Genomic DNA, 22883 nt, shown 5'->3' with positions numbered 1-22883 from the left:
GCAACATGGAAAAGCGCCCTCCGCCCCGTGCCGTGCTCTTCGACGCCTACGGCACCCTGTTCGACGTGTACAGCGTCGGGCTGCTGGCCGAGCAGCTGTTTCCCGGTGCCGGGGACCGGCTGGCCCAGCTCTGGCGCGACAAGCAGATCGAATACACCCGGCTGGTCTCGATGAGCGGCACCTACCAGCCCTTCTGGACCCTGACCCGCAACGCGCTGCAGTTCAGCGCCGAGAAGCTGGGCCTGGCCCTGGCGCCCGAGGCCGAGGACCGGCTGATGAACGAGTACCGGCACCTGTCGGCCTTCCCGGAGAACCGCGAGGTGCTGCAGGCCCTGAAGGCGCGTGGCGTGCGCGCCGGCATCCTCTCCAACGGCGACCCGGAGATGCTGGCCATCGCGGTGCGCAGCGCCGGCTTCGGCGGCCTGCTGGACCCGGTGCTGAGCGTGCATGAGACCCGCCGCTTCAAGACCGATCCGGCCGCCTACCAGGTGGGCCTGGACGCGCTGCAGCTGCCGGCGCGCGAGATCCTCTTCGTCTCCAGCAACGGCTGGGACGCCATCGGCGCCACCTGGTTCGGCTTCACCACCCTGTGGGTGAACCGCGCCGGCGGCCCGCTGGAACGGCTGGGCACCGAACCCACGCGCATCGGCCACAGCCTGCGCGACGTGCTGGACTTCTTTCCCGCGGCCTGAGGCCGCACCCCGTTTTTCTTTCCTTTCTTCTCTGACCGACCCGAGGTGACGATATGAACGCACGCACCCCCATCCACGGCCTGCAGGTGGCCACCGAACTCTTCCGCTTCGTCGAGGACGAGGTGCTGCCGGGCATCGGCGTGGACAAAGCCGCCTTCTGGGCCGGCTTCGACCAGATCGTCGCCGACCTGGCGCCCAAGAACGCCGCCCTGCTGGCCGAGCGCGACCGCATCCAGACCGAGATGGACGCCTGGCACCGCGCCCACCCGGGCCCCATCACCGACATGCCGGCCTACCGTGCCTTCCTGACGCAGTTGGGCTACATCGTGCCCGAGCCGGCCAACGTGAGCGCCACCACCACGAACGTGGACGCCGAGTTGGCCGTGCAGGCCGGCCCGCAGCTGGTGGTGCCCATCCTGAACGCCCGCTATGCGCTGAACGCCGCCAACTCGCGCTGGGGCAGCCTGTACGACGCGCTGTACGGCACCGATGCCATCCCCGAGACCGACGGCGCCGAGAAGGGCAAGGGCTACAACCCGGTGCGCGGCGCCAAGGTCATCGCCTTCGCCCGCCAGGTGCTGGACCAGGCCGCGCCGCTGGTCAGCGCCAGCCATGGGGACGCCACCGGCTACGCCATCGAGGCCGGCCAACTGGTGGTCACGCTGAAGAACGGCACCCACACCGGCCTGGCCCACCCGGCCCAGCTGGTGGGCTACCAGGGTGAGGCCGCCGCGCCCAAGAGCGTGCTGCTGGTCCACCACGGCCTGCACCTGGACATCCAGATCGACCGCAGCACCCCGATCGGCCAGAGCGATGCCGCCGGCGTGAGCGACGTGATCGTCGAAGCGGCCCTGTCCACCATCCTGGACCTGGAAGACTCCGTCGCCGCGGTGGATGCCGAGGACAAGGTGCTGGCCTACCGCAACTGGCTGGGCATCCAGCTGGGCACGCTGACCGAGGAAGTGAGCAAGGGCGGCACCACCTTCACCCGCCGTCTGAACCCCGACCGCGTCTACACCGCGCCGAACGGCCAGGGCAGCGTCAGCCTGCACGGCCGCAGCCTGATGTTCGTGCGCAACGTGGGCCACCTGATGACCAACCCGGCCATCCTGTGGGGCGCCGAGGGCAAGGAAATTCCCGAAGGCATCCTGGACGCGGTGATCACCACCGCGATCGCGATGCACGACCTGCAACGCCGCGGCCAGAACGGCATCACCAACTCGCGCAGCGGCTCGGTCTACATCGTCAAGCCCAAGATGCACGGCCCGGTCGAGGTGGCCTTCGCCGCCGAGCTGTTCTCCCGCGTCGAGCAGCTGCTGGGCCTGCCCGACAGCACCGTCAAGCTGGGCATCATGGACGAGGAGCGCCGCACCTCGGTCAACCTGAAGGCCTGCATCGCCGCGGCCGCCAGCCGCGTGGCCTTCATCAACACCGGCTTCCTGGACCGCACCGGCGACGAGATGCACACCGCCATGCTGGCCGGCCCGATGATGCGCAAGGGCGACATCAAGGGCAGCGCCTGGATCGCCGCCTACGAGCGCCGCAACGTGCTGATCGGCCTGCAGTGCGGCCTGCGCGGCCGCGCCCAGATCGGCAAGGGCATGTGGGCCATGCCCGACCTGATGGCCGAGATGCTCAAGCAGAAGATCGGCCACCCCAAGGCCGGCGCCAACACCGCCTGGGTGCCCAGCCCCACCGCCGCCACGCTGCACGCACTGCACTACCACCAGGTCAATGTGGCCGAGGTGCAGCAGACGCTGGAAGCCGAGGCCGCCACCATGGTCACCAGCGGCCTGCACGAAAAGCTGCTGAACGACCTGCTGACCATCCCGGTGGTGGCCGAAGCGACCTGGGGCGTCGCCGAGCGCCAGCAGGAGATCGACAACAACATCCAGGGCATTCTGGGTTATGTGGTGCGCTGGATCGACCAGGGCGTGGGCTGCTCCAAGGTGCCCGACATCCACAACATCGGCCTGATGGAAGACCGCGCCACGCTGCGCATCTCCAGCCAGCACGTGGCCAACTGGCTGCTGCACGGCGTGGTGACCGAGGCCCAGGTGCGCGAGACCTTCGAGCGCATGGCCGCGGTGGTGGACCAGCAGAACGCTGGCGACCCGCTGTACCTGCCGATGGCCGGCCACGCCGAGACCAGCTTCGCCTACCGCGCGGCGCTGGACCTGGTGTTCAAGGGCCAGGCGCAGCCCAGCGGCTACACCGAGCCGCTGCTGCACGCCTGGCGCCTGAAGGTGAAGGCCGCCCGCCGGGCCTGAACCCGCGCCGTTGCCGGACGCAGGGCCACCCCGCGGGGTGGCCTTTTTCATGGGTGGATCTCAGCGCCCGAAAGCGTCCCAGCCGGTCTTGAGGATCAGCGCCCCGACGACGACGATGAACACGCCGCGCACGAAGCCGGCGCCATGGCGCAGCGCCAGCCGGGTGCCCAGCAGGCTGCCGGCCACATTGGCCACCGCCAGCACCGCCGCCACCTGCCACCAGATGTGGCCCTTGGCGATGAACAGTGCCAGCGCCGCCGCGTTGGTGGCCGTGTTGAGCAGCTTGGCCGCGGCCGAGGCATTCAGGAAGTCGTAGCCCAGCACGCGCACGAACAGGAAGACGAAGAAGCTGCCGGTGCCCGGGCCGAAGAAGCCGTCGTAGAAGCCGATGCACAGACCGATCAGGCCGGCGGCCACGGCCTCCGCGCGGCCGGCCAGCCGCGGCGCGTGGACCCGCCCCAGGTCCTTGCGGGCCAGGGTGTAGAGCAGGATCACCGCCAGCACGAAGGGCAGGGCGCGGCGCAGGCTGTCGGCATGCACCTGGGTCAGGGTCCAGGCCCCGACGAAGCTGCCCAACAGGGCCGCGCCCACCGCCGGCCCCAGCGCGGCCCAGCGCAGCTGCACCCGGCGCGCGAACTGCCCCGCCGCCCAGGCCGTGCCCCAGATCGCGCCCCCCTTGTTGGTGCCCATCAGGCTGGCCGGCGCGGCCGCCGGGTAGGTGGCGAACAGGGCCGGCACCAGGATCAACCCACCACCGCCCACGATGGCATCGACACAACCGGCCAGCCCAGAGGCGGCCGCCACCCACAGCAGATCCCACATCGTCAAAGGTGCGCAAGCGCGAAGCAGAGGCGCGGTGCACGCCGGAAATGAACAAGGGCGCCAGCGGATGGCTGGCGCCCTTGATTGTCACACTGTGACGTGTTCGGCCCGGAACCGGTGTACCGGCCTGGTGCCGAACGGGCTGACTTGAGTTCTCGGTCTCAGCCCAACGGTTTTTGTCTCCTCGGCCCCCTACAGCAGCGCACCACAGAGGGGCTTTTCGCTGAGAGTGCATGCACTTTAATGGCGCGGGGCCTTGAGGCACATCGGGGCTAACCCCTGTCTGCGCGAATCCAGCCGGCCGCCCGCTCGGCGATCATCAGTGTCGGCGAGTTGGTGTTGCCGCTGGTGATGGTGGGCATGACGCTGGCATCGGCCACCCGCAGGCCCCGCAGGCCACGCACCCGCAGGCGGCTGTCGACCACCGCCTGCGGGTCGTCGTCGCGCCCCATCGCGCAGGTGCCCACCGGGTGGAAGATGGTCGTGCCGATGTCGCCGGCCAGCCGGGCCAGGTCCTCGTCGCTCTGGTACTGGATGCCGGGCTTGACCTCGCGCGGCCGGTAGGACGCCAGCGCCGGCATGGCCGCGATGCGCCGTGTCAGCCGCAGCGAATCGGCCGCGACCTGGCGGTCCTCCTCGGTGCTCAGGTAGTTGGCCAGGATGGACGGTGCGGCCGCCGGGTCGGCCGAGGTGATCTGGATGCGCCCGCGCGAGCTCGGGTTGAGGTTGCAGACGCTGGCCGTGAAGGCGTTGAAGCGGTGCAGCGGCTCGCCAAAGGCCTCCAGCGACAGCGGCTGCACGTGGTACTGCACGTTGGGCCAGGCATAGCGCTCCGACGAGCGGGTGAAGGCCCCCAGCTGCGAGGGCGCCATGCTCATCGGGCCGCGGCGGCGCAGCGCATAGTCCAGCCCGATGCGCAGCTTGCCCCACCAGGTCTGCGCCAGCGTGTTGAGGGTGGGCACGCCGTCCACCTGGAACACCGCGCGGATCTGCAGGTGGTCCTGCAGCTTGGCGCCCACGCCCGGCAGCTCGTGCACCGGGGCGATGCCCAGCCCGTGCAGGAAGGCACCGGCGCCGATGCCCGAACGCTGCAGGATGGTGGGCGTGCCGACCGCCCCGGCGGCCATCACCACCTCCTGCCGGGCCCGCGCCACCAGCGGGACACCGCCGCCATGCGGCAGCACCTCGACGCCGGTGACCCGCGGCACGCCATCGGCATCCGGTGTGGTCAGCAGCCGGCTCACCGTCGCCCCGGTCCACACCTGCAGGTTGTCCCGGTCCAGGGCCGGCCGCAGAAAGGCCTTGGCCGCGTTCCAGCGCCAGCCACTGCGCTGGTTCACCTCGAAGTAGCCCACCCCCTCGTTGTTGCCGCGGTTGAAGTCCTCGGTGGCGGGAATGCCGTGCTCCTCGGCGGCCCGGGCAAAGGCGTCCAGCACCTTCCAGGACAGGCGCTGGCGTTCCACCCGCCACTCGCCCCCGGCCCGCGCGCCCTGGGGGTCGAACCCAGGGGCGGCGTGCACCGCGCTGGCGCCGCGCCAGTGGTCCTCGTGGGCCAGGAACGCGGGCAGGCAGTGCTCCCAGCGCCAGGCCGGGTCATCCACCCGCTCGGCCCAGCCGTCGTAATCGCGCGACTGGCCACGCATGTAGATCATGCCGTTGATGCTGGAGCAGCCGCCCAGCACCTTGCCGCGCGGGTAGCGCAGCCGGCGGCCGTTCAGGCCCGGGTCGGCATCGGTCTGGAACAGCCAGTCGGTGCGCGGATTGCCGATGCAGTAGAGGTAGCCGACGGGGATGTGGATCCAGAGGTAGTCGTCCTTGCCGCCCGCCTCGATCAGCAGCACCCGGCAGGCCGGATCGGCCGAGAGCCGGTTGGCCAGCAGGCAGCCGGCCGTGCCAGCCCCCACCACGACGATGTCGAAATCCTGGACAGGTCCCTGTGCGGTGCCGGTGTTGGCCATGGTTGATTTCAATTTCGTTGGTCTCCTGGCGGCCACTCTAGGCAAAACGCTGCAGGCTGAGCACACTTGTGCCCAGGGTCTCATTTCAGGAATCTTGAAATCACATGCGCGCCGATCTGCGCCAACTCCAGGCCCTGGTGGCCATTGCCGACCACGGCACGCTGGGCCGTGCCGCCGACGCCCTGCACTGCAGCCCCTCGGCCCTGTCGATGCAGCTCTCGGCGCTGGAGGCCCGCATCGGCCAGGTGCTGACCGAGCGCACCGGCCGCGGCCTGCGACTGAGCGCCGAGGGCGAGCGGCTGCTGCCCGCGGCGCGCGACACGGTGAACGCCGCCGAGCGCTTCACGCTGCTGGCCCGCGCCGCCCCGGTGGATGGGCAGGCGGCTCCGGCGGTGCCGGTGGTGGTGGGCACCATCCTGGACCCGCCGGCCATCCGTCTGGGCGAATTCCTGCGCGCGGTGCGCGAGCGCGGCCCGCACCTGCACCCGGAACTGCGCCACGGCATCTCGGGCAGCGTGCTCGACGAGGTGCAGCAGGGGCGCGTCGACCTGGGTTTCTGCCTGGGCGAGACCCACGGCAGCGGCTGGCGGGTGCAGACGCTGGCCCCGGTGCGCTATGTGGTGGTGGCGCCGCGCGGTTGGCAAGGCCGGCTGGACGGCCGGCGCTGGGAGGAGCTGGCCGCACTGCCCTGGATCGACACCCCGCGCGAATCGGTGCACCACGCCCTGTTGCGGCCGGTGTTCGCCGGCACGGAGCGCCGCACCGTGGCCCGGGTGGACCAGGAGGCCTCGATGCTGGACTTGGTGCGGGCCGGCTTCGGCCTGAGCCTGGCGCGGGAGGCGGTGGCGCTGCGCGAAGCCCACGTGGGCGGCCTGGCGGTCTCGCGCGAGCACCGGCTGGACACCACGCTCTCGCTGGCAGCGCGGGCCCACCAGCCCGAGGCGGACCGGGCGGCGGCGCTGGACACCTTGTTCGAGGCCGCCGCCGCGATCTGGCGCAACAGCCCCTGAGGCCGGCCAGATGCCGGCTCAGTGCCCCCGCGTGGTCAACACCGGGAACAGCACGCCCAGCCCGTCGGCCAGCAGTTCCACCGCCATCGCGGCCAGGATCAGGCCCATCAGCCGCACCATCACGTTGATGCCGGTCTGGCCCAGCACCCGGGCGATGCGGCCGGCGGCCGAAAACGCCAGGTAGGTGGCCGCCCCGATCACGACGCCATAGCCCACCAGCACCGCATGCTCCCAGAAGGTGCGGGTCTTCTCGGCGTAGATCACCATCGTCGAGATGGTGGCCGGCCCGGTCAGCAGCGGAATGCCCAGCGGCACCACCGCGATCGAGGCCCCGGACTCGGCCTTGGCCCGGCCCTGGTCCACATCCCCCGGACGGCTCTCACCCGGCTTGGCGTTGAGCATGTTCAGCGAGGACACCAGCAGCAGCATGCCGCCGCCCACCTGGAACGAGGCCACCGAAATGCCGAAGAAGGCAATGATCTTCAGGCCGGCGATGCCGCTGACCGCGATCACCGCGAAGGCCGTCAGCGAGCTCACGCGGATGGTGCGCTGGCGCTCCGCCGCGGGCAGCCCCTGGGTGAAATGGATGAAAAAAGGCACCGCCCCGATCGGGTTGACGATCGCCAGCAGCGCAATCAGGGGCTTGATCAGATCCATGGCGCTCCGATTCTGGCGGCAAGCGGCCGGTTTCAGGGCCGCAGAGTTGTCGGTCTTGGGCGCCAAAGACCGAATTCCATCCACCCCCCTGTCTTTAGGGGCATCAAAACAACAGATTGAAGCCGACCCCTTTACTCCGCACGATCAATTGTGTTCATAATGCCTCGCAACCCATTCCGAAAGGGGTGGGGGTTGAATGCTGTGTCTGGACGCGGCACCTTCGCTTGATGGTTCACGCTGGGTTGAAGCTCCACATGGTCTTTTGGTGATTGAAAGGAGCTTCCCCCATGGGAAACAAGCTTTACGTCGGTAACCTCGCTTACAGCGTGCGCGACGACTCTCTGCAACAAGCGTTTTCCGAGTTCGGCACCGTCACCTCCGCCAAGGTGATGATGGACCGCGAAACCGGCCGTTCCAAGGGCTTCGGCTTCGTGGAAATGGGCTCGGACGCCGAGGCCCAAGCCGCGATCAACGGCATGAACGGTCAGCCTCTGGAAGGCCGCAACATCGTCGTCAACGAAGCCCGTCCCCGCGAAGAGCGTCCGGGCGGCTTCGGTGGTGGCGGTAGCCGCGGTGGCTTCGGTGGTGGTGCCGGCGGCGGTGGCCGCAGCCCCTACGGCGGCGGCGGCAACGGTGGCGGCTTTGGCGGCGGTGGCCGCAGCCCCTACGGCGGTGGTGGTCGCAGCGGCGGTGGCCGCGGCGGTTACTGATCCCCGCGCCGCAGTCGTCTCACTGCACTGAACGCCCTGGCCCGCCAGGGCGTTTTGCTTTCCGGGCCCAGGCTCGTTTTCCGGGCCTGGCGCCTCAGCGCCGCGCCGCGCTGGCCGCCCGGGGCATCAGCACCGCCCGGGTGTGGCCGTGCAGCGTGATCTGGCCGGAGGCCTGGTCGTAGCTGAAGGCATCGGCCGTCACCTCGGTGCTGCCCTGACGCACCGACACCGGCTTGTCGGACGAGATCCGCCGGATCTTCGGCTCCGCGGTCAGCTCCTCGCCGAGCATGTTCACCGTGTCGCCCTGCGCGCTGGTACTGATCACCTGGGCTGCGCCAAACAGCTGCACCTTGCTGCCGTCGCCGGCGGCCAGACCTTCGCGGGCCGTCGCCCGGGTCACGCGGCCATCCGGGTGATAGAACAGCGCATGCACCGTGTCGACCTCGAACTGGTCGGTGTCAGGATAGTGGCGCGCATGCTCGCCCTCGATGCGCGAGGTTGGCTGGCCCTGGGCGTCATAGCGCTCCAGCGTGAAACGCTCGACCCGGTAGTCCGGCACATGGCGCACCGGCGCGGTGGCACGCGGCCCTTCCGGCTGCGGCGCGTTCTTCACCAGCCACCAGGTGGCCGCGGCCAGCACCGCCATGATGAACAGGGGCAGCGCCGTGCCCGCCCAGCGGCCCAGCCGGGCCCGCCAGGCCTGGCGCGGCTCCGATGTCGTCTTGCCCAGGCTGACCGGCACTTCCGGCAGGTCGGGCAGGTGGAGTTCGCCGCTCATCGTCTCCCCCTGTGCGGCACGGCACCGGCCACCATCTCAGCGACCATCCAGGGTCTGCAGGTGGCCCTGCAACAGGCCGGCATAACGACCCGCGGCCATCAGCAGCAGGTCGCAGAACTCGCGCGCAGCGCCCTGGCCCCCTGGCACCGACGTGACGTGGTGGGCCACCGCCTTCACCTCCACATGGGCATTGGCCGGCGCGCAGGCAAAGCCCGCCCGCGCCAGCAGCGGCAGGTCCGGCCAGTCGTCGCCGATGGCGGCCACGTCCGGCCAGTCCACCCCCAGCGTGGCCAGCAGCGGCCCGGCGGCCGCCAGCTTGTCCTTCACGCCATAGAGCGCGTGGCGCAGGCCGAGGTCCGCCACCCGGCGGCGCACCGCCGCCGAATCGCGCCCGGTGATGACCACCGGCTCGATGCCCGCCTGGGCCAGCAGCTTCAGCCCATGGCCGTCCAGCGTGGAAAAGGCCTTGAAGACCTCGCCCGCCTCGCCGATGAAGACGCTGCCATCGGTGAGCACGCCGTCCACATCGAACAGGGCAGCCTTGATGCCCAGGCCGGCCCCCTGCGCCCGCAGCAACAGCTCGGGCGGGAAGCGCAGGGCGGGCGACACCGTCGTCGGTTGCCCCATCTCAGATCACCTTGGCCCGCATCAGGTCGTTGCTGTTGAGCGCGCCCACCAGCCGACCTTCGTCGTCCACCACCAGCACGCTGGTGATGCGGTGGCGCTCCATCAGGTCCGCCGCGTCCACAGCCAGGGCATCGGCCCGCACCAGCTTGGGGGTCGGGTGCATCAACTCACGCGCCCGCATCGTGCGCAGGTCCTGCCCGGCCTCGATGCGGCGGCGCAGGTCGCCATCGGTGAAGATGCCCAGCACGCGGTCCCCGTTGACCACCGCCGTGGCGCCGAAACCGGTGCGCGACATCTCGCGCATGGTGTCGCTGAAGCTGGCGTCGGGGCCGACGCGCGGCACGTCGTCGCCCGCGCGCATCAGGTCGCGCACATGCATCAGCAGCTTGCGGCCCAGCGCCCCCCCCGGGTGGGAGGCGGCGAAGTCCTCTTCGCGGAAGCCGCGCGCATCCAGCAGGGCCACGGCCAGCGCATCGCCCAGCGCCATCTGCGCGGTGGTGCTGGCAGTGGGGGCCAGGTTCAGGGGGCAGGCCTCCTGGGCCACCGAGGAATCCAGCACGATGTCGGCATGGCGGGCCAGGGTCGATTCGGGCTTGCCGGTCATCGCCACCAAGCGCACACCCAGCCGGCGCAGCGACGGCAGCAGGGCGTTGATCTCGCCACTCTCGCCCGAGTTGGACAGCGCGATCACGGTGTCGCCGGGCATCACCATGCCCAGGTCGCCGTGCGAGGCCTCGCCCGGGTGGACGAAGAAGGCCGGTGTGCCGGTGGAGGCCAGCGTCGCGGCGATCTTGCGCGCCACATGGCCGCTCTTGCCCATGCCCATCACCACCACGCGGTGGTTGGAGTCCAGCATCGCCTGCACGGCCTGCACAAAGGCCTCACCCAGACGGTCACGCATCGCGAGCAGGGCCTGGGCCTCGGCGGCGATGGCATTGCGCGCCAGGTTCAGGGCTCGCTCAGGTTGGAAGGGGGTTGCAGCGTTCAAAGGGCCTGCCTGATTCAGAATGCGACCATTTTAGGCATCCCACCCCTTGCCGTCCGCGCCGGCAGGCCCCGCCCCACCCCATCCATGGCCACCACGCTCGAAGTCGTTCTGCTGTACCTGATTGCCGCCGTGCTGGGCGTGGTGGGCTGCCGCCTGCTGAAGCTGCCCCCCATGCTGGGCTACCTGGCGGTGGGGGTGGTGATCGGCCCCAATGCGCTGGCCATCGCCCGCGATGCGAGCGCCATGGGCTACCTGGCCGAGTTCGGCGTGGTGTTCCTGATGTTCGCGATCGGGCTGGAGTTCAACCTGCCCAAGCTCAAGAGCATGCGCACGCTGGTGTTCGGGCTGGGCCTGACCCAGGTGGTGCTGACGGTGCTGGGCGCCGTGCTGGGCAACCAGCTGCTGACGGTGCTCACCGGCTGGTTCGGCGTCCCCTGGGACCTGGGCTGGCAGGGCGCCTTCGTGCTGGGCGCCGCCGTGGCCATGTCCTCCACCGCCATCGTGGTCAAGCTGATGGCCGAGCGGCTGGAACTGGAGAGCGAACACGGCCGCCGGGTGATGGGGGTGCTGCTGTTCCAGGATCTGGCCGTGGTGCCGCTGCTGGTGCTGATCCCGGCCCTGGGCAGCGGCGGGCAGGGCCTGGTGACCACGCTGGGCAGCGCCCTGTTCAAGGCGGTGCTGCTGCTGACGGTGCTGCTGGCGGGCGGCCAGCGGGTGATGCGCTGGTGGCTGACCCTGGTGGCCCGGCGCAAGAGCGAAGAGCTGTTCATGCTCAACCTGTTGCTGGTGACGCTGGGCTTGGCCTGGCTGACCGAGCACTTCGGCCTGTCGCTGGCGCTGGGCGCCTTCGTCGCCGGCATGCTGGTGGCCGAGACCGAATACAAGCACCAGGTGGAGGCCGACATCCGGCCCTTCCACGACGTGCTGCTGGGCCTGTTCTTCATCACCATCGGCATGAAGCTGGACTGGCACCCGGTGTGGGACCACTGGGGGCTGGTGCTGGCCCTGACCACCCTGCCGGTGTTGACCAAGGCCGCGCTGGTGGCGGCGCTGGCCCGGGTGTTCCGGGCGCCCCCGGGCGTGGCCCTGCGCACCGGCCTGTACCTGGCCCAGGCGGGCGAGTTCGGCTTCGTGCTGCTGACGCTGGGCGGTGACCACGGGCTGATCAGCGCCCGCTGGCAGAGCCCGGTGCTGGCCTCGATGGTGCTGTCGATGCTGGCCACCCCCTTCGTCATCCTCTACAGCGACCGCATCGTGCTGCGCCTGGCCAGCAGCGACTGGCTGATGCAGTCGGTGCAGCTGACCGCGATCGCCAAGAAATCCATCCGCAACGCATCCCACGTGATCATCTGCGGCTACGGCCGCAGCGGCCAGAACCTGGCCCGGCTGCTGGAACAGGAACACATCCCCTACATGGCGCTGGACCTGGACCCCGACCGGGTGCGCCAGGCCGCCGCGGCCGGCCAGAGCGTGGTGTTCGGCGACGCCGCCCGCCTGCCCAGCCTGATCGCGGCCGGGTTGTCGCGCGCCAGCGCGGTGGTCATCAGCTACCACGACACGCCCTCGGCCCTGAAGGTGCTGCACCTGGTGCAGCAGCATGCGCCGCAGGTGCCGGTGGTGGTGCGCACGCTGGACGACACCGATCTGGAGAAGCTGCGCGCGGCCGGCGCCACCGAGGTGGTGCCCGAGGCGCTGGAGGGCTCGCTGATGCTGGCCTCGCAGGCGCTGGCCCTGGTGGGGGTGCCACTGCGGCGGGTGATCCGGCTGGTGCAGGACGCCCGCTACGCCCGCTACGGCCTGCTGCGCGACTACTTTCACGGCGCCGATGACGACACCGCCAGCGAGGCCCAGCAGCCCCGCCTGCGCACGGTCAGCCTGCCCCCGGGCGCCGTCAGCGTGGGCCGCACGCTGGGCTTGCTGGCGCTCGACGGCCTGGGGGTGCACGTGGTGTCGGTGCGGCGCACCGATGGCCATGTGCTGCCGGCCGGCGACGACCTCAGGCTGGCCGGCGGCGACACGCTGGTGCTCTCGGGCCTGCCCGAGGCCCTGGCCCGCGCCGAAGCCCGTTTGCTGACCGGTTAGTCAGTTTTTGCGATCGGGCCGCCGGCTTGGCGGCACAATGCCGGCCGCCGTTCCTCCCCCTGAAACCATGTCCTTGCCCCAGCCCGATCTCCTGCGGGACCAGCCCACCGAGCTGATCCGCCAGACCATCCGCACCGTGCCCGACTGGCCCGAACCTGGCGTGCAGTTCCGCGACATCACGCCGCTGCTGCAGAACCCGCGGGTGTTCCGGGTGCTGATCGACCAGTTCGTGCACCGCTACTTCGACGTCAAGCCTGACGTGATCGCCGGGCTCGATGCGCGCGGCTTCATCATCGGCTCGGTGCTGGCCTATGAGCTCAACGTCGGCTTCGTGCCCATCCGCAAGAAGGGCAAACTGCCCTTCACCACGGTGGAGGAGACCTACGAGCTGGAATATGGCAGCGCCACGGTGGAGCTGCACACCGACGCCGTCAAGCCCGGCGACCGGGTGCTGCTGGTGGACGACCTGATCGCCACCGGCGGCACGATGATGGCCGGCAAGCGCCTGCTGGAAAAGCTGGGCGCCACCGTGCTGGAGGGCGCGGCCATCGTCGACCTGCCGGAGCTGGGCGGCTCGGCGCGCCTGCGCGAGGCCGGCCTGCCGCTGTTCACGCTGGTGGACTTTTCCGGCCACTGAGCCGGCCTGGCTCAGACGATGGGCTGGCCGCGCTCCAGGTTGGCGCGCATGCGCTCGGCCATCACCGCGCCGATGGCGCGCAGCAGCTCGATGCCCAGGTCGGGCACGCGCGCCAGCAACTCCTCGAAACGGGGGCGGGTGAGCACCCACACCACGGCGGGCGACATGGCCTCCACCTGGGCCATGCGCGGCGTGTCGCCGAACATGCTGGGCTCGCCCACCACCGAGCCCGGCCGCAGGATGGCCACCGGCCGGCGCTTGGACGTGCCGTCATCGGGCACATAGACCTGCAGCGAACCGCTCTCCAGCAGGTACATGTTGCGGTCCTGGTCGTGGAAACGCACCAGCATGTCCCCTGTGCGCAGCTTGTGCTGCTGCAGGAAGCTGCCGAACTGGGCCCAACGCTTGGCGTCAAACCGAGGCCGGAAGGCATCGGCGGCATTCAGTGACGCGGTGGCTTCAACCAATTGCTCGATGGACATGCCTGGCCCCAAGGTGGTGGAGGTCCGGCACTGCGCTACGGCATCGCAGTGCCTGTGATGGCGCGATTATCCCGGCCCGCCGGACCGGGGCCAATCCCTTCGACGAGGGAGCACGCGCGTCCATCGCCCGCCAGCGACCGCCTGTCCGGCTCGGCACGCCCGCGACCCGCGTCTGCCCGGCGCCCCCCGGGAAAACCCACCCACGCCCAGCGCCACCGCTCAGGCGGAACCGCCGGGCAGCGGGGCCCGCAGCCAGACGCGCCGCACCCCCATCACCACGGCCAGCGCCAGCAGGCCGTTGAGCAGCAGGGCTTCGCGCACGCCCCAGGCGCTGACCGTGAGCCCGGTCAGCAGGCCGCCCAGGGCGGTGCCGCCGCGCATCGCCAGCATGAACAGGCTGACCGTCTGACCGCGGATGGCCGCCGGGGCCTGCGCCTGCAGCCAGGCATTGGCCGAGGCGTTGGCCATGGTCATCGACAGGCCGCCGAGCACGAACAGCAGCGGCAGCCCGGCCGCCCAGCGGTTGAGCGCCGAGGCCACCACGACACCGGCAAAGCCGGTGGCCGCCCAGGACGCCAGCGGCCGGCGGTCGTGGCGCGGGTCGATCGCCATCAGCAGCAGCCCGCCCAGCAGGCCGCCGGCGCCGAAGGCGCTCACCGTCAGGCTGTACTGCCCCACATCGGCCTGGAACACCGACTTCACCAGCAACGGGCAGAAGGTCAGCAGCGGGCTGCACAAGGCGCTGCCCGCCAGCACGGTGAGCACCGCGCCACGCAACGCGGGTTGGCGCAGCACCTCGCGCGCGCCGGCCAGCAGTTGCCCGTCGCCGCCACCCTCGGTCGGGCCGAGGGCCTGCACGGTGACGCGCGGCAGGATCCACAGCGCGACCGCGATGAAGGGCACATAGGAGGCCGCGCTGACCGCGAAGGCGCCGACCGCGCCGATGCTGGCCATCAGCACCCCGGCCAGTGAGGGCCCCAGGATGCGGGAGAGGTTGAACTGCGTGGTGTTGAGCGCGATGCCAGTGGGCAGCTGCCGGCGGTCAACGATGGAGGCGACGATGGTCTGGAACGAGGGCATGGAGAGCGCGTCCGTCACCCCCACGACCAGCGACAGCGCGATGATGATCCAGGGCTGGATCGCCCCGTTGAGCAACAGCACCACGATCAACACCGGGCACAGGGCCTGGATGGACTGCAGCACCGCGATCAGCTTGCGCCGATCCGCCCGGTCGGCCAGCACGCCGCCCACCAGCATCAGCAGCAGGCCCGGCCCGCCCATCGCGAACGAGTCCAGCCCCAGCAGCCAGGGTGAGGCCCCCAGGCTCAGCAGCAGCCAGGGCTGGGCCACCTGCTGGGCCCAGGTGCCGATGTTGGACAGCAGGCTGGCCAGCCAGAAGGTGCCGAAGCGGCGGGTCAGCAGCAGGCGCAGGGAGTCACGGAAGGTACTGGCCGAGGGCCGGGAAGACGGGGTCACGACAGAGGAACAGTGGAGGCAGAGGACGGGGTGGGGCCCGCCAGCGGCGGGCGGCGGTGGGCCCAGGGCCGCGCCTGTTCCAACTGGCCGGCCAGCTGCAGCAGCCGGTCCTCGCGGCCGAAGGGGGCGACGAACTGCACGCCCAAGGGCAGGCCCTGCGGCGTCCAGTACAGCGGCAGGCTGATCGCCGGCACGCCCGTCAGGTTGGCCAGCTGGGTGAAGGGCACGGCCTGCAGGTTGTCGCGGGCGATCTGGTGGACCATGCCGTCGAGCCAGCCGCGGCGGGCCAGCGCCCCCAGCAGGCCGCTGCGGTTCAGGCCGTCCAGCAGGGTCTGCTGCCAGGCCGGCGGGTCGCCCTGACCGTGGCGGATCGGCGGCTCGGCCAGCGTGGGCGTGAGCAGCAGGTCGTGGCGGGCATGGAAGTCGGCCAGGGTGCGTCCGAAGCCGTTCCACTGCCAGAGCTCTTCGGTGAGCTGGCCGGCCGAGACGGCCCGGCCCAGGGTCTCCAGCACCCGGGTCAGCGGCTCGAACTCGCCGTCGCGGGCACCGGCCGCGCGGGCCCGCGCCACCAGGGCCGGCACCTGGCCGAAGTACAGGTGCAGGTAGCTGCGGGCCAGCGCGTCGCCGTCGATGGCCGGTTCGGCCTCGACCAACTCGTGGCCCAGCGAAGCGAGCAGGGCCACCGCATCCTGCACCGCCGCCACCGCCTCGGGGTGGACCGGCGTGCCGATGGGCGAGCGGCTGGTCCAGCCGATGCGCAGCCGGCCGGGCGGACGCTGCCAGGCCTGGGCGTAGGGCTCGGCCGGCGGGGCGATGACGAAGGGGTCGCCCTGCTCGGGGCCCTGCAGCGCGTCCAGCGCGCAGGCGGTGTCGCGCACGCTGCGGCTGAGCACGCCTTCGGTGGAGGCGCCGTACCAGACCTCGCCGATGGCCGGGCCCACCGAGACCCGGCCACGCGAGGGCCGCAGGCCCACCAGGCCGCAGCAGGCCGCCGGGATGCGGATGGAGCCGCCACCGTCGTTGCCGGCCGCCATGGGCACGACGCCGGCGGCCACCGCCGCGGCCGCACCGCCGCTGGAGCCGCCGGGCGTGCGGCCCAGGTCCCAGGGGTTGCAGGCCCGGCCGTGCAGCACCGAGTCGCTGACCGCCTTGAGCGCCAGCTCGGGCAGGTTGGTCTTGCCGAAGACCACCAGGCCCATGCGCAGGTAGCGCCGCACCACGTAGGCATGCTCGGCCGGCACCAGGCGCAGCATGCCGCGGCAGCCGTAGCTGGTGGGCAGGCCGGCCCAGTCGTGCACGCCGTCCTTGAGCAGGAAGGGCACGCCGCGGAAGGGGCCTTCGGGCAGGCCAGCGGCGATCAGGCCGCGGGCCTCACCCGCCATCAGCCGGCTCAGGGCGTTGATCTGCCCGTGCACCGCGTGGTGGCGGGCCAGGGCCAGGTCCAGCAGTTCGGCGGGCTGGACCTCGCCGCGGGCGACACACTCGGCCAGCGCGGTGGCGTCGTGCTGCAGGTACTCGTCGACGTTCATCAGCCCCCCCGGGAAACGACAAGGCCCGCAGGATAACGGGCGGGCGCTTTCCGGGCCTTATTCGACGCATCGGCCCGCCACTGCGCGCCTAGCATCCCGTTCAGTCTCCTCCCTCATCCATCCGACACATGACTGCAGTACCCATGTTCGACCTCAGCGCCCCGCAGGACCACCGTGGTCACCGGCTCCATCGCTTCATGGAATCGGCCGACATCAACGCCGCCTTCGACCTGCTGTTCCGGGGCCTGCGCCGACAGGTGCAGCGCGGCCTGCGGGTGGAGGGTCAGTTCTATGCGCTGGAGGCCGACGATCAGGTGCCGGGTCAGATGAACCGTAACGCGCGCCTGTCCACGGCCCAGCTCGGCCACCGGCCCGCGGCCGCCTGGGCCGATCCGCAACACCGCCAGGCCCTGTACGAACGGCTGCTGGCCGACCCGGGGCCCGCCGCGCTGTATGCCTATGTCTGCGAGCAGCGCACGGCCCATGACGTGCCGGTGGTCCACGCCGAGCTGATCGAGGCCGATGGCTGGCACATGGCGGATTTCCCGCTGTGCACCGGCCGGGGCTGGCAGAGCCGCGACCTGCTGGAAGCCCCCCACCAGCGCCTGTCGCCGGTGACCCAGGACTGACGGCCGCTTCGGGTCAGAACAGACCCAGCGACGAGGGCACGACGTAGCTGGCGCTGCCCGGGTCGAACACCAGCTTGACGGTGCTGCGCTCGATCTTCTCGCCATTGAATTCCCCGCCCCCTGTCACCGACAGCGGGGCCCAACCGTCCGAAGGCAGCGGCCCGACGCTGTAGCGCCAGCGGGCGTCGGAACACAGGTCCAGCCCGAGCGGCTCATCTCCGCCCTCTGGCCCGTCCTGCGGCGGGCTGGCGTCCTCACCCTCGGACGCGGCGGCGGCCACCGCCGCAGCCCGCTCGTCGATGCGCCGCTCCGCCAGGCGTCGGACCGCGGCCGCGCAGCCGCCGGGCGGCGTGTAGTGGGCCGAGGCCGGAAACCGTGCCACCACCCGCATCGCATCGCCCACCGGCGCGATCACCAGGTTGCTGACCGTGCGCGCCTGCGCATCGGCCGGATGCCGGCGTGCGACTTTCACCACCCAGCCCATGGCCTGAGACGACAGCGCCTCGAAGTGCACATCCTCGGGCGCCGGCGCCAGGCTGTCCTCCAGCTCCGTGCGATCGCCCAGCTCCTCCAGGCGAGGGTCCGCACCGTCCAGGGGGCGCAGCAGGTAGCCCGCCACGAAGGCGGTGGCATCGGCCTGGCCCGGCAGGGGCTGGGCGCTGGCCAGCACATACAGGCCGTCGAACAGCACGCGGCCGGCCTCGTCCTGGGATTCCATCTTGGCCTGGTGGATCACCCGCACGATGTAGCGCACGCCGCGGTCGGCATCCTGGTAGGCCCAGCCCTGGCGCACCGGGTCGTGGGCCCCGAAGTGGCGCCCCATCAGCGCCGCCACCTCCGTCTCGGCCGAGACCTCGCTGCCGAGCATGCCCGCCGGATGGCGCGTCTGCCAGACGGCCCAGCCCACCAGCGCCAGGGCCAGCACGCCCAGCCCGGCCAGCGTGTTCAGCAGCCAGCGCCGCCAGCGGGGGGCCCGGCGCGGCGAAGAAGGGTGATCGGGGGTGGGAACGGCAGACGACATGGGGAAGACAGGGGGGTGGACTCGGGCGGGGATTGGACCCGTCGCCGGGCGGCGGCGCTGCAACAGAAAGCAACGAGCGTCCCACCGAATCGCTACGATGCCCGCATGTTCGACCTGCTCACCGCCCCCGCCTCCAGCCTGCTGCTGGCCAGCTTTGCCGCCATCAGCCTGTGGGCCTTGACGAAGGCCCCCCAGTGGCTGGACCGGGGCGTGCTGCGCCCCTACTGGCTGGTCCGGCGCCGGCAATGGGGCACCGTGCTCAGCCATGCCTTTTTGCATGCGGACCTGATGCACCTGATCTTCAACGGCTTCAGCTTCTGGGCCTTTGCTCCGGGGCTGGAACGGGCGCTGGGCACACCGCGCTTCCTGGCGCTCTATGCGGTCGGGCTGCTGGCCAGCACGCTGGGCACCTGGCTCAAGCAGCGCCGCAACCCCGCCTACCAATGCCTGGGTGCCTCGGGCGCGGTGATGGCGGTGGTGTTCGCGGCGATCGCCCTGTTCCCCCAGGCCAAGCTGTTCATCCTGCCCATCCCGGTGCCCATCCCCGCGCCGATCTTCGGCCTGGGCTACCTGGCCTACAGCCTCTGGGCCGGTCAGCAGAACCGCGGCCACATCAACCATGAGGCCCACCTGTGGGGTGCCGTGTCCGGGCTGTTGTTCACCCTGCTGCTGGCGCCCGGCTGGGTGGCCCGGGCCTGGCTGGGCTGAGCGCCCCGGCTCAGCCCGCCGGACGGCGGAACACCAGCAGCCGGTTGTGGGCCGGCATGTCGTGCATCGCCTCAAACAGCAAGCCCGCGGTCTGGGCCTCGGCCTGCACATCGCTCAGGTGACGCAGGCCCCAGGCCGCATCGCGGGCGCGCAGGTCGATGTCGAAGGCCTGGTTGCTGGGCGCGGTCGCCTGGCCCTCGACCAGGAACGGGCCATAGACCACCAGACAGCCGCCCGGCCGCAAGGCCTGCGCCGCGCCACGCATCAGCGCACCGGTACAGGCCCAGGGCGAGATGTGCAGCAGGTTGGCGGCGAAGACGGCATTCCAGCCCGCCGCGTGCCCGGCGCCGGGCCGGGGCCAGTCCGGCTGGCGCACGTCCAGCAGCACTGGTGTCCGCGCCCCGGGCAGGTCCGCCAGCCGGGCCTGCAGTGGCGGCAGGCCGGCCGCCGTGGCCTCGCTGGGTTGCCAGACCCAGCCCCAGCCGCCGCGGCGGGACGCTGCCAGGCAGTGTTCGGCATGCTGACCGGTGCCGCTGGCGATCTCCAGCACCTGGGCGCCCACCGGCAGCAGGCGCTGCAAACCGTCCAGGATCGGGCCCTTGTTGCGGTCGGCCGCGGGGCTGTGGGGCAGAGGGGTGTTCACGCGGCCATTGTGATCCGCAGGCCCCCGGCCCCGGGGGAACCCGTGTCTAATGCCGGGTTTTGGCGTCCTCGCCGCGCTGCTTGCGCGGGAACCTGCCTTGTCCGCCCCCACCCGTGTCACCGTCGGCTTCCTGATCCTGCAGGCCCTGCTGATCGCCTTGAGCGGCCCCACCGGCCACACGCTGCTGGTGTATGGCGTGGTGCTGGCCGCCGCGCTGCTGGCGCTGGGCGTCACGCTCTGGCGTGCCCAGGCCGAATCGGTGCGGGCCGTGCGCTGGGGGTGGGGCTGCGTGGCCGCCAGCCTGCTGCTGTGGTGCGGGGGCCAGGCCGGCAACCTGTGGTGGGAATGGGGGCAGGGCCAGCTGGGGGTGCTCAACCGCGCCATCTTGCTGGTCTTCCACCTGGCGGCGGTACCGCTGCTGTTTCTGCTGGCACGGCCCGGCCTGGAGCGGGAGCCTCGCCAGGCGTTGCTGCTGGATGGGGCCCAGGCGCTGCTGCTGGCGCTGAGCTATTACTGGTGGACCTGGGGCACGCTGGACCCCGCCAACGCCCACGATGCACCGGCCGTGGCCACCCAGCTGTGGCTGATGGACGCGCAGAACCTCTACCTGCTGCTGGGCTCCCTGGTGCGCTGGCGGGCGGCCAGTCCCTCGGCCGAGCGCAACCTGTACCGGGTGTTGAGCCTGCACCTGGCCGCCTATGCCCTGGCCGTTGCCCTGAACAACCACCTCACCAGCTGGCGACCGGACTGGGTCACCCCCGGCTGGAGCAGCCTGATCACGCTGCCCTTCCTGCTGCTGGCCTGCCTGGCCTGGCCGGGCCAGGCTGCGGCGGACGCGCAGGCCCCCAAGCCCCCCCGCCGCCGGGCCCATCTGGTGCGCAGCATCAGCCCGCTGATGCTGTCGGGCACGCTGATGCTGCTGGCCTTGCTGCTGATCCGCGTGGACTACGCCTGGGGCGTGGCCGGCGTGCTGCTGGCCGCGCTGTCGAGCGCCGCACGCGGCACCCTGGCCCAGCTGCAGCAGCGGCTGGCCAGCGATTCGCTCAGGCGCCAGCGCCAGCAGCTGGCCCGCATCGCCTGGACCGATGCGCTGACGGGCATCCCGAACCGCCACCACCTGCGCCATGTGCTGGAGCGGCTGGAGCAGCCCGACCGACGCCAGCCCCAGCCGCACCACTGGACGGTGCTGATGATCGACATCGACCACTTCAAGCAACTCAACGACCAGCAGGGCCACCGCCAGGGCGATGCCTGCCTGCGGCAGGTGGCCCAGGCCCTGCACAACGCCCTGGCGCGGCCCGGGGACCTGCTGGTGCGTTACGGCGGCGAGGAGTTCCTGGCCCTGATGCCGAACACGGCCCCACCGGGCGCGCCGCGGATGGCCGAGCGCCTGCGCGCGGCGGTGGAGGCCCTGGCCCTGGCGCATCCCGCCGCGCCCGGCGGCCGCGTGACGGTGAGCGTGGGCTGGGCCAGCCACACGGCCGGCCCCCCGGTCGACTTCGACGCCTTGATCACCCAGGCCGACCAGGCCCTCTACCGGGCCAAGCGGGACGGCCGCAACCGGGTGGCGGGCGCGGCCTGACCGTGGGCCGCGGGCGGGCTCAGCCCACCATGCGCGCCGGGTCCACCCAGGCGTCGAACTGCTCGGCCGTGACATGGCCGCTGGCCAGCGCCGCCTCGCGCAGCGTCGTGCCCTCGCGGTAGGCCTTCTTGGCGATGGCCGCCGCGCGCTCGTAGCCGATGTGGGGGTTGAGCGCCGTCACCAGCATCAGCGAGCGCCCGAGCAGCTCGCGCATGCGGGCCCGGTCGGGCTCGATGCCGCTGGCGCAATGGGCCTCGAAGCTGGTCATGCCATCGGCCAGCAGGCGCACGCTCTGCAGCAGGTTGTGGATCAGCACCGGCTTGTAGACGTTGAGCTCGAAGTTGCCCGAGGCGCCCGCCAGGTTCACCGCCACGTCGTTGCCAAACACCTGGCAGCAGACCATGGTCAGGGCCTCGCACTGGGTCGGGTTGACCTTGCCGGGCATGATGGAGCTGCCCGGCTCGTTCTCCGGGATGCGGATCTCGCCCAGGCCGGCGCGCGGGCCGGAGGCCAGCCAGCGCACGTCGTTGGCGATCTTGAACAGGCCCGCGGCCAGCGTCTTGAGCGCGCCGTGGGCATGGACGATGGCATCGTGGGCGGCCATGGCCTCGAAGCGGTTGGGCGCATTCACCAGGCCCAGCCCCAGGGTCTTCTCCAGCAGGGCCACCACGCGGAGGGCGAACTCGGGGTGCGCGTTCAGCCCGGTGCCCACCGCGGTGCCACCCAACGCCAGCTCGCGCAGATGGGGCAGGGCGGCGCGCAGGTGGGCCTCGGCGTGGTCGAGCTGGGCCACCCAGCCGGACATCTCCTGGCCCAGCGTCAGCGGGGTGGCGTCCTGCAGGTGGGTGCGGCCGATCTTGACGATGTCGGCGAACAGACGGGACTTGGACCGCAGCGTGTCGCGCAGCCGGGCCAGCGCGGGCAACAGCGCCGTCTGCAGGGCCTGGCAGGCGGCCAGGTTCATTGCGGTGGGAAAGACATCGTTGGAGGACTGGCCCAGGTTCACCTCGTCGTTGGGATGCACCCGGCGGCCCATGCCCAGCGGCCCGCCCAGCAGCTGCGAGGCGCGGTTGGCCAGCACTTCGTTGACGTTCATGTTGGTCTGGGTGCCCGAGCCCGTCTGCCAGACCACCAGCGGGAACTCGTCGTCCCAGCGGCCGGCCAGCACCTCGTCGGCCGCCGCCACGATGGCCGCGGCCTTGGCCGGGTCCAGCAGGCCCAGCTGGGCATTGACCTCGGCCGCGGCCCGCTTGACCTGCACCAGCGCCCGCACCAGCGGCAGCGGCATGCGCTCCTGCGAGATCGCGAAGTGCAGCAGCGAGCGCTGGGTCTGCGCGCCCCAGAGACGCTCGGCGGGCACACCGATGTCGCCAAACGTGTCGTGTTCCAGGCGCTGCTCGCTCATGGCGTTCTCCCGCGGTGAAGGACAAAGCCCCGCCACGTCCATGGATTTCGTGAGATAGGCCCGGGGAAGGGGCCTGTTCCAGGACCCGGGACAGGCGGCTGAGCTTACGATGACGACGGGAGTCTGCCAACCGGCCCGGCCGCGGGCGGCCTCCTCTCCCATCCATGACCGTGACGC

General features: G+C 71.3%; 21 protein-coding genes. 9 read left to right on the top strand and 12 right to left on the bottom strand.

From position 1 onward, the window contains the following. Positions 1-5: 5 nt before the first annotated feature. On the top strand, positions 6-692 hold the full coding sequence (locus KGA65_RS18440; RefSeq protein WP_225864581.1) for a haloacid dehalogenase type II: 687 nt from the start codon (positions 6-8) through the stop codon (positions 690-692). 53 nt (positions 693-745) lie between these two features. Continuing rightward, complete coding sequence (locus KGA65_RS18435) at positions 746-2962, top strand: malate synthase G (RefSeq protein WP_225864580.1); 2217 nt, start codon at positions 746-748, stop codon at positions 2960-2962. A gap of 60 nt (positions 2963-3022) precedes the next feature. Here the strand turns inward: KGA65_RS18435 and KGA65_RS18430 are convergent, their stop codons facing one another. Next, positions 3023-3784 carry a sulfite exporter TauE/SafE family protein gene (locus tag KGA65_RS18430; RefSeq protein ID WP_225864579.1) on the bottom strand — a complete coding sequence of 254 codons (762 nt, stop codon included), beginning with the start codon at positions 3782-3784 and terminating at the stop codon, positions 3023-3025. Between the two features lie 272 nt (positions 3785-4056). Continuing rightward, positions 4057-5742: a GMC family oxidoreductase gene (locus KGA65_RS18425; protein ID WP_225864578.1), complete on the bottom strand. Its 1686-nt coding sequence runs from the start codon at positions 5740-5742 to the stop codon at positions 4057-4059. 104 nt (positions 5743-5846) lie between these two features. On the opposite strand from KGA65_RS18425, the gene KGA65_RS18420 reads away from it, so the two are divergent. Then, entirely contained in the window at positions 5847-6752 is a 906-nt protein-coding gene (locus KGA65_RS18420; protein WP_225864577.1) for a LysR family transcriptional regulator, read from the top strand. 18 nt (positions 6753-6770) lie between these two features. Here KGA65_RS18420 and KGA65_RS18415 read toward each other — a convergent pair whose 3' ends face one another. After that, complete coding sequence (locus KGA65_RS18415; RefSeq protein ID WP_225864576.1) at positions 6771-7409, bottom strand: MarC family protein; 639 nt, start codon at positions 7407-7409, stop codon at positions 6771-6773. A gap of 287 nt (positions 7410-7696) precedes the next feature. Here KGA65_RS18415 and rbp point away from each other — a divergent pair, with 287 nt between their 5' ends. Continuing rightward, positions 7697-8119 carry an RNA-binding regulator gene (rbp, locus tag KGA65_RS18410; RefSeq protein ID WP_225864575.1) on the top strand — a complete coding sequence of 141 codons (423 nt, stop codon included), beginning with the start codon at positions 7697-7699 and terminating at the stop codon, positions 8117-8119. 94 nt (positions 8120-8213) lie between these two features. Here the strand turns inward: rbp and lptC are convergent, their stop codons facing one another. Genes lptC through KGA65_RS18395 form a run of 3 tightly spaced genes read right to left on the bottom strand, consistent with a single transcriptional unit; the run spans position 8214 to position 10512 of the window. Next, complete coding sequence (lptC, locus tag KGA65_RS18405) at positions 8214-8897, bottom strand: LPS export ABC transporter periplasmic protein LptC (RefSeq protein WP_225864574.1); 684 nt, start codon at positions 8895-8897, stop codon at positions 8214-8216. Between the two features lie 36 nt (positions 8898-8933). After that, complete coding sequence (locus tag KGA65_RS18400; RefSeq protein WP_225864573.1) at positions 8934-9524, bottom strand: KdsC family phosphatase; 591 nt, start codon at positions 9522-9524, stop codon at positions 8934-8936. A 1-nt stretch (position 9525) separates the two neighbouring features. Further along, positions 9526-10512 (bottom strand): KpsF/GutQ family sugar-phosphate isomerase, encoded by a 987-nt coding sequence (locus tag KGA65_RS18395; RefSeq protein WP_225864572.1) that lies wholly within the window; start codon positions 10510-10512, stop codon positions 9526-9528. An 84-nt stretch (positions 10513-10596) separates the two neighbouring features. Here KGA65_RS18395 and KGA65_RS18390 point away from each other — a divergent pair, with 84 nt between their 5' ends. After that, positions 10597-12594: a cation:proton antiporter domain-containing protein gene (locus KGA65_RS18390; RefSeq protein ID WP_225864571.1), complete on the top strand. Its 1998-nt coding sequence runs from the start codon at positions 10597-10599 to the stop codon at positions 12592-12594. Positions 12595-12661: 67 nt separating this feature from the next. Then, complete coding sequence (locus KGA65_RS18385; RefSeq protein ID WP_225864570.1) at positions 12662-13231, top strand: adenine phosphoribosyltransferase; 570 nt, start codon at positions 12662-12664, stop codon at positions 13229-13231. 11 nt (positions 13232-13242) lie between these two features. Here KGA65_RS18385 and KGA65_RS18380 read toward each other — a convergent pair whose 3' ends face one another. The 3 genes from KGA65_RS18380 to KGA65_RS18370 form a co-directional block, all read right to left on the bottom strand. Then, complete coding sequence (locus tag KGA65_RS18380; RefSeq protein ID WP_225864569.1) at positions 13243-13713, bottom strand: Crp/Fnr family transcriptional regulator; 471 nt, start codon at positions 13711-13713, stop codon at positions 13243-13245. A 219-nt stretch (positions 13714-13932) separates the two neighbouring features. Then, a complete protein-coding gene (locus KGA65_RS18375) occupies positions 13933-15189 on the bottom strand; it encodes an MFS transporter (RefSeq protein ID WP_225864568.1) in 1257 nt (418 codons plus the stop codon). After that, positions 15186-16718, bottom strand: a complete 1533-nt coding sequence (locus KGA65_RS18370; RefSeq protein ID WP_225864567.1) for an amidase — start codon at positions 16716-16718, stop codon at positions 15186-15188. The genes KGA65_RS18375 and KGA65_RS18370 overlap by 4 nt, the downstream gene beginning before the upstream one ends. Before the next feature lie 128 nt (positions 16719-16846). On the opposite strand from KGA65_RS18370, the gene KGA65_RS18365 reads away from it, so the two are divergent. After that, on the top strand, positions 16847-17347 hold the full coding sequence (locus tag KGA65_RS18365; protein WP_225864566.1) for a hypothetical protein: 501 nt from the start codon (positions 16847-16849) through the stop codon (positions 17345-17347). Positions 17348-17360: 13 nt separating this feature from the next. Here the strand turns inward: KGA65_RS18365 and KGA65_RS18360 are convergent, their stop codons facing one another. Next, on the bottom strand, positions 17361-18368 hold the full coding sequence (locus KGA65_RS18360; RefSeq protein ID WP_225864565.1) for a hypothetical protein: 1008 nt from the start codon (positions 18366-18368) through the stop codon (positions 17361-17363). A 105-nt stretch (positions 18369-18473) separates the two neighbouring features. Here KGA65_RS18360 and KGA65_RS18355 point away from each other — a divergent pair, with 105 nt between their 5' ends. Continuing rightward, a complete protein-coding gene (locus KGA65_RS18355) occupies positions 18474-19076 on the top strand; it encodes a rhomboid family intramembrane serine protease (RefSeq protein ID WP_225864564.1) in 603 nt (200 codons plus the stop codon). A 10-nt stretch (positions 19077-19086) separates the two neighbouring features. Here KGA65_RS18355 and KGA65_RS18350 read toward each other — a convergent pair whose 3' ends face one another. After that, positions 19087-19719: a DUF938 domain-containing protein gene (locus KGA65_RS18350; protein ID WP_225864563.1), complete on the bottom strand. Its 633-nt coding sequence runs from the start codon at positions 19717-19719 to the stop codon at positions 19087-19089. Between the two features lie 97 nt (positions 19720-19816). Here KGA65_RS18350 and KGA65_RS18345 point away from each other — a divergent pair, with 97 nt between their 5' ends. After that, complete coding sequence (locus KGA65_RS18345; RefSeq protein WP_225864562.1) at positions 19817-21301, top strand: GGDEF domain-containing protein; 1485 nt, start codon at positions 19817-19819, stop codon at positions 21299-21301. 19 nt (positions 21302-21320) lie between these two features. Here KGA65_RS18345 and fumC read toward each other — a convergent pair whose 3' ends face one another. Next, on the bottom strand, positions 21321-22706 hold the full coding sequence (fumC, locus tag KGA65_RS18340; RefSeq protein WP_310740988.1) for a class II fumarate hydratase: 1386 nt from the start codon (positions 22704-22706) through the stop codon (positions 21321-21323). Between the last annotated feature and the right edge of the window lie 177 nt (positions 22707-22883).

It is taken from the genome of Ideonella benzenivorans, from assembly GCF_020387415.1.
In the GTDB taxonomy this organism is placed as follows: domain Bacteria; phylum Pseudomonadota; class Gammaproteobacteria; order Burkholderiales; family Burkholderiaceae_C; genus Ideonella; species Ideonella benzenivorans.
Note: the sequence above shows the minus strand (reverse complement) of the source record. Positions and strands in the feature narration are given on the sequence as shown.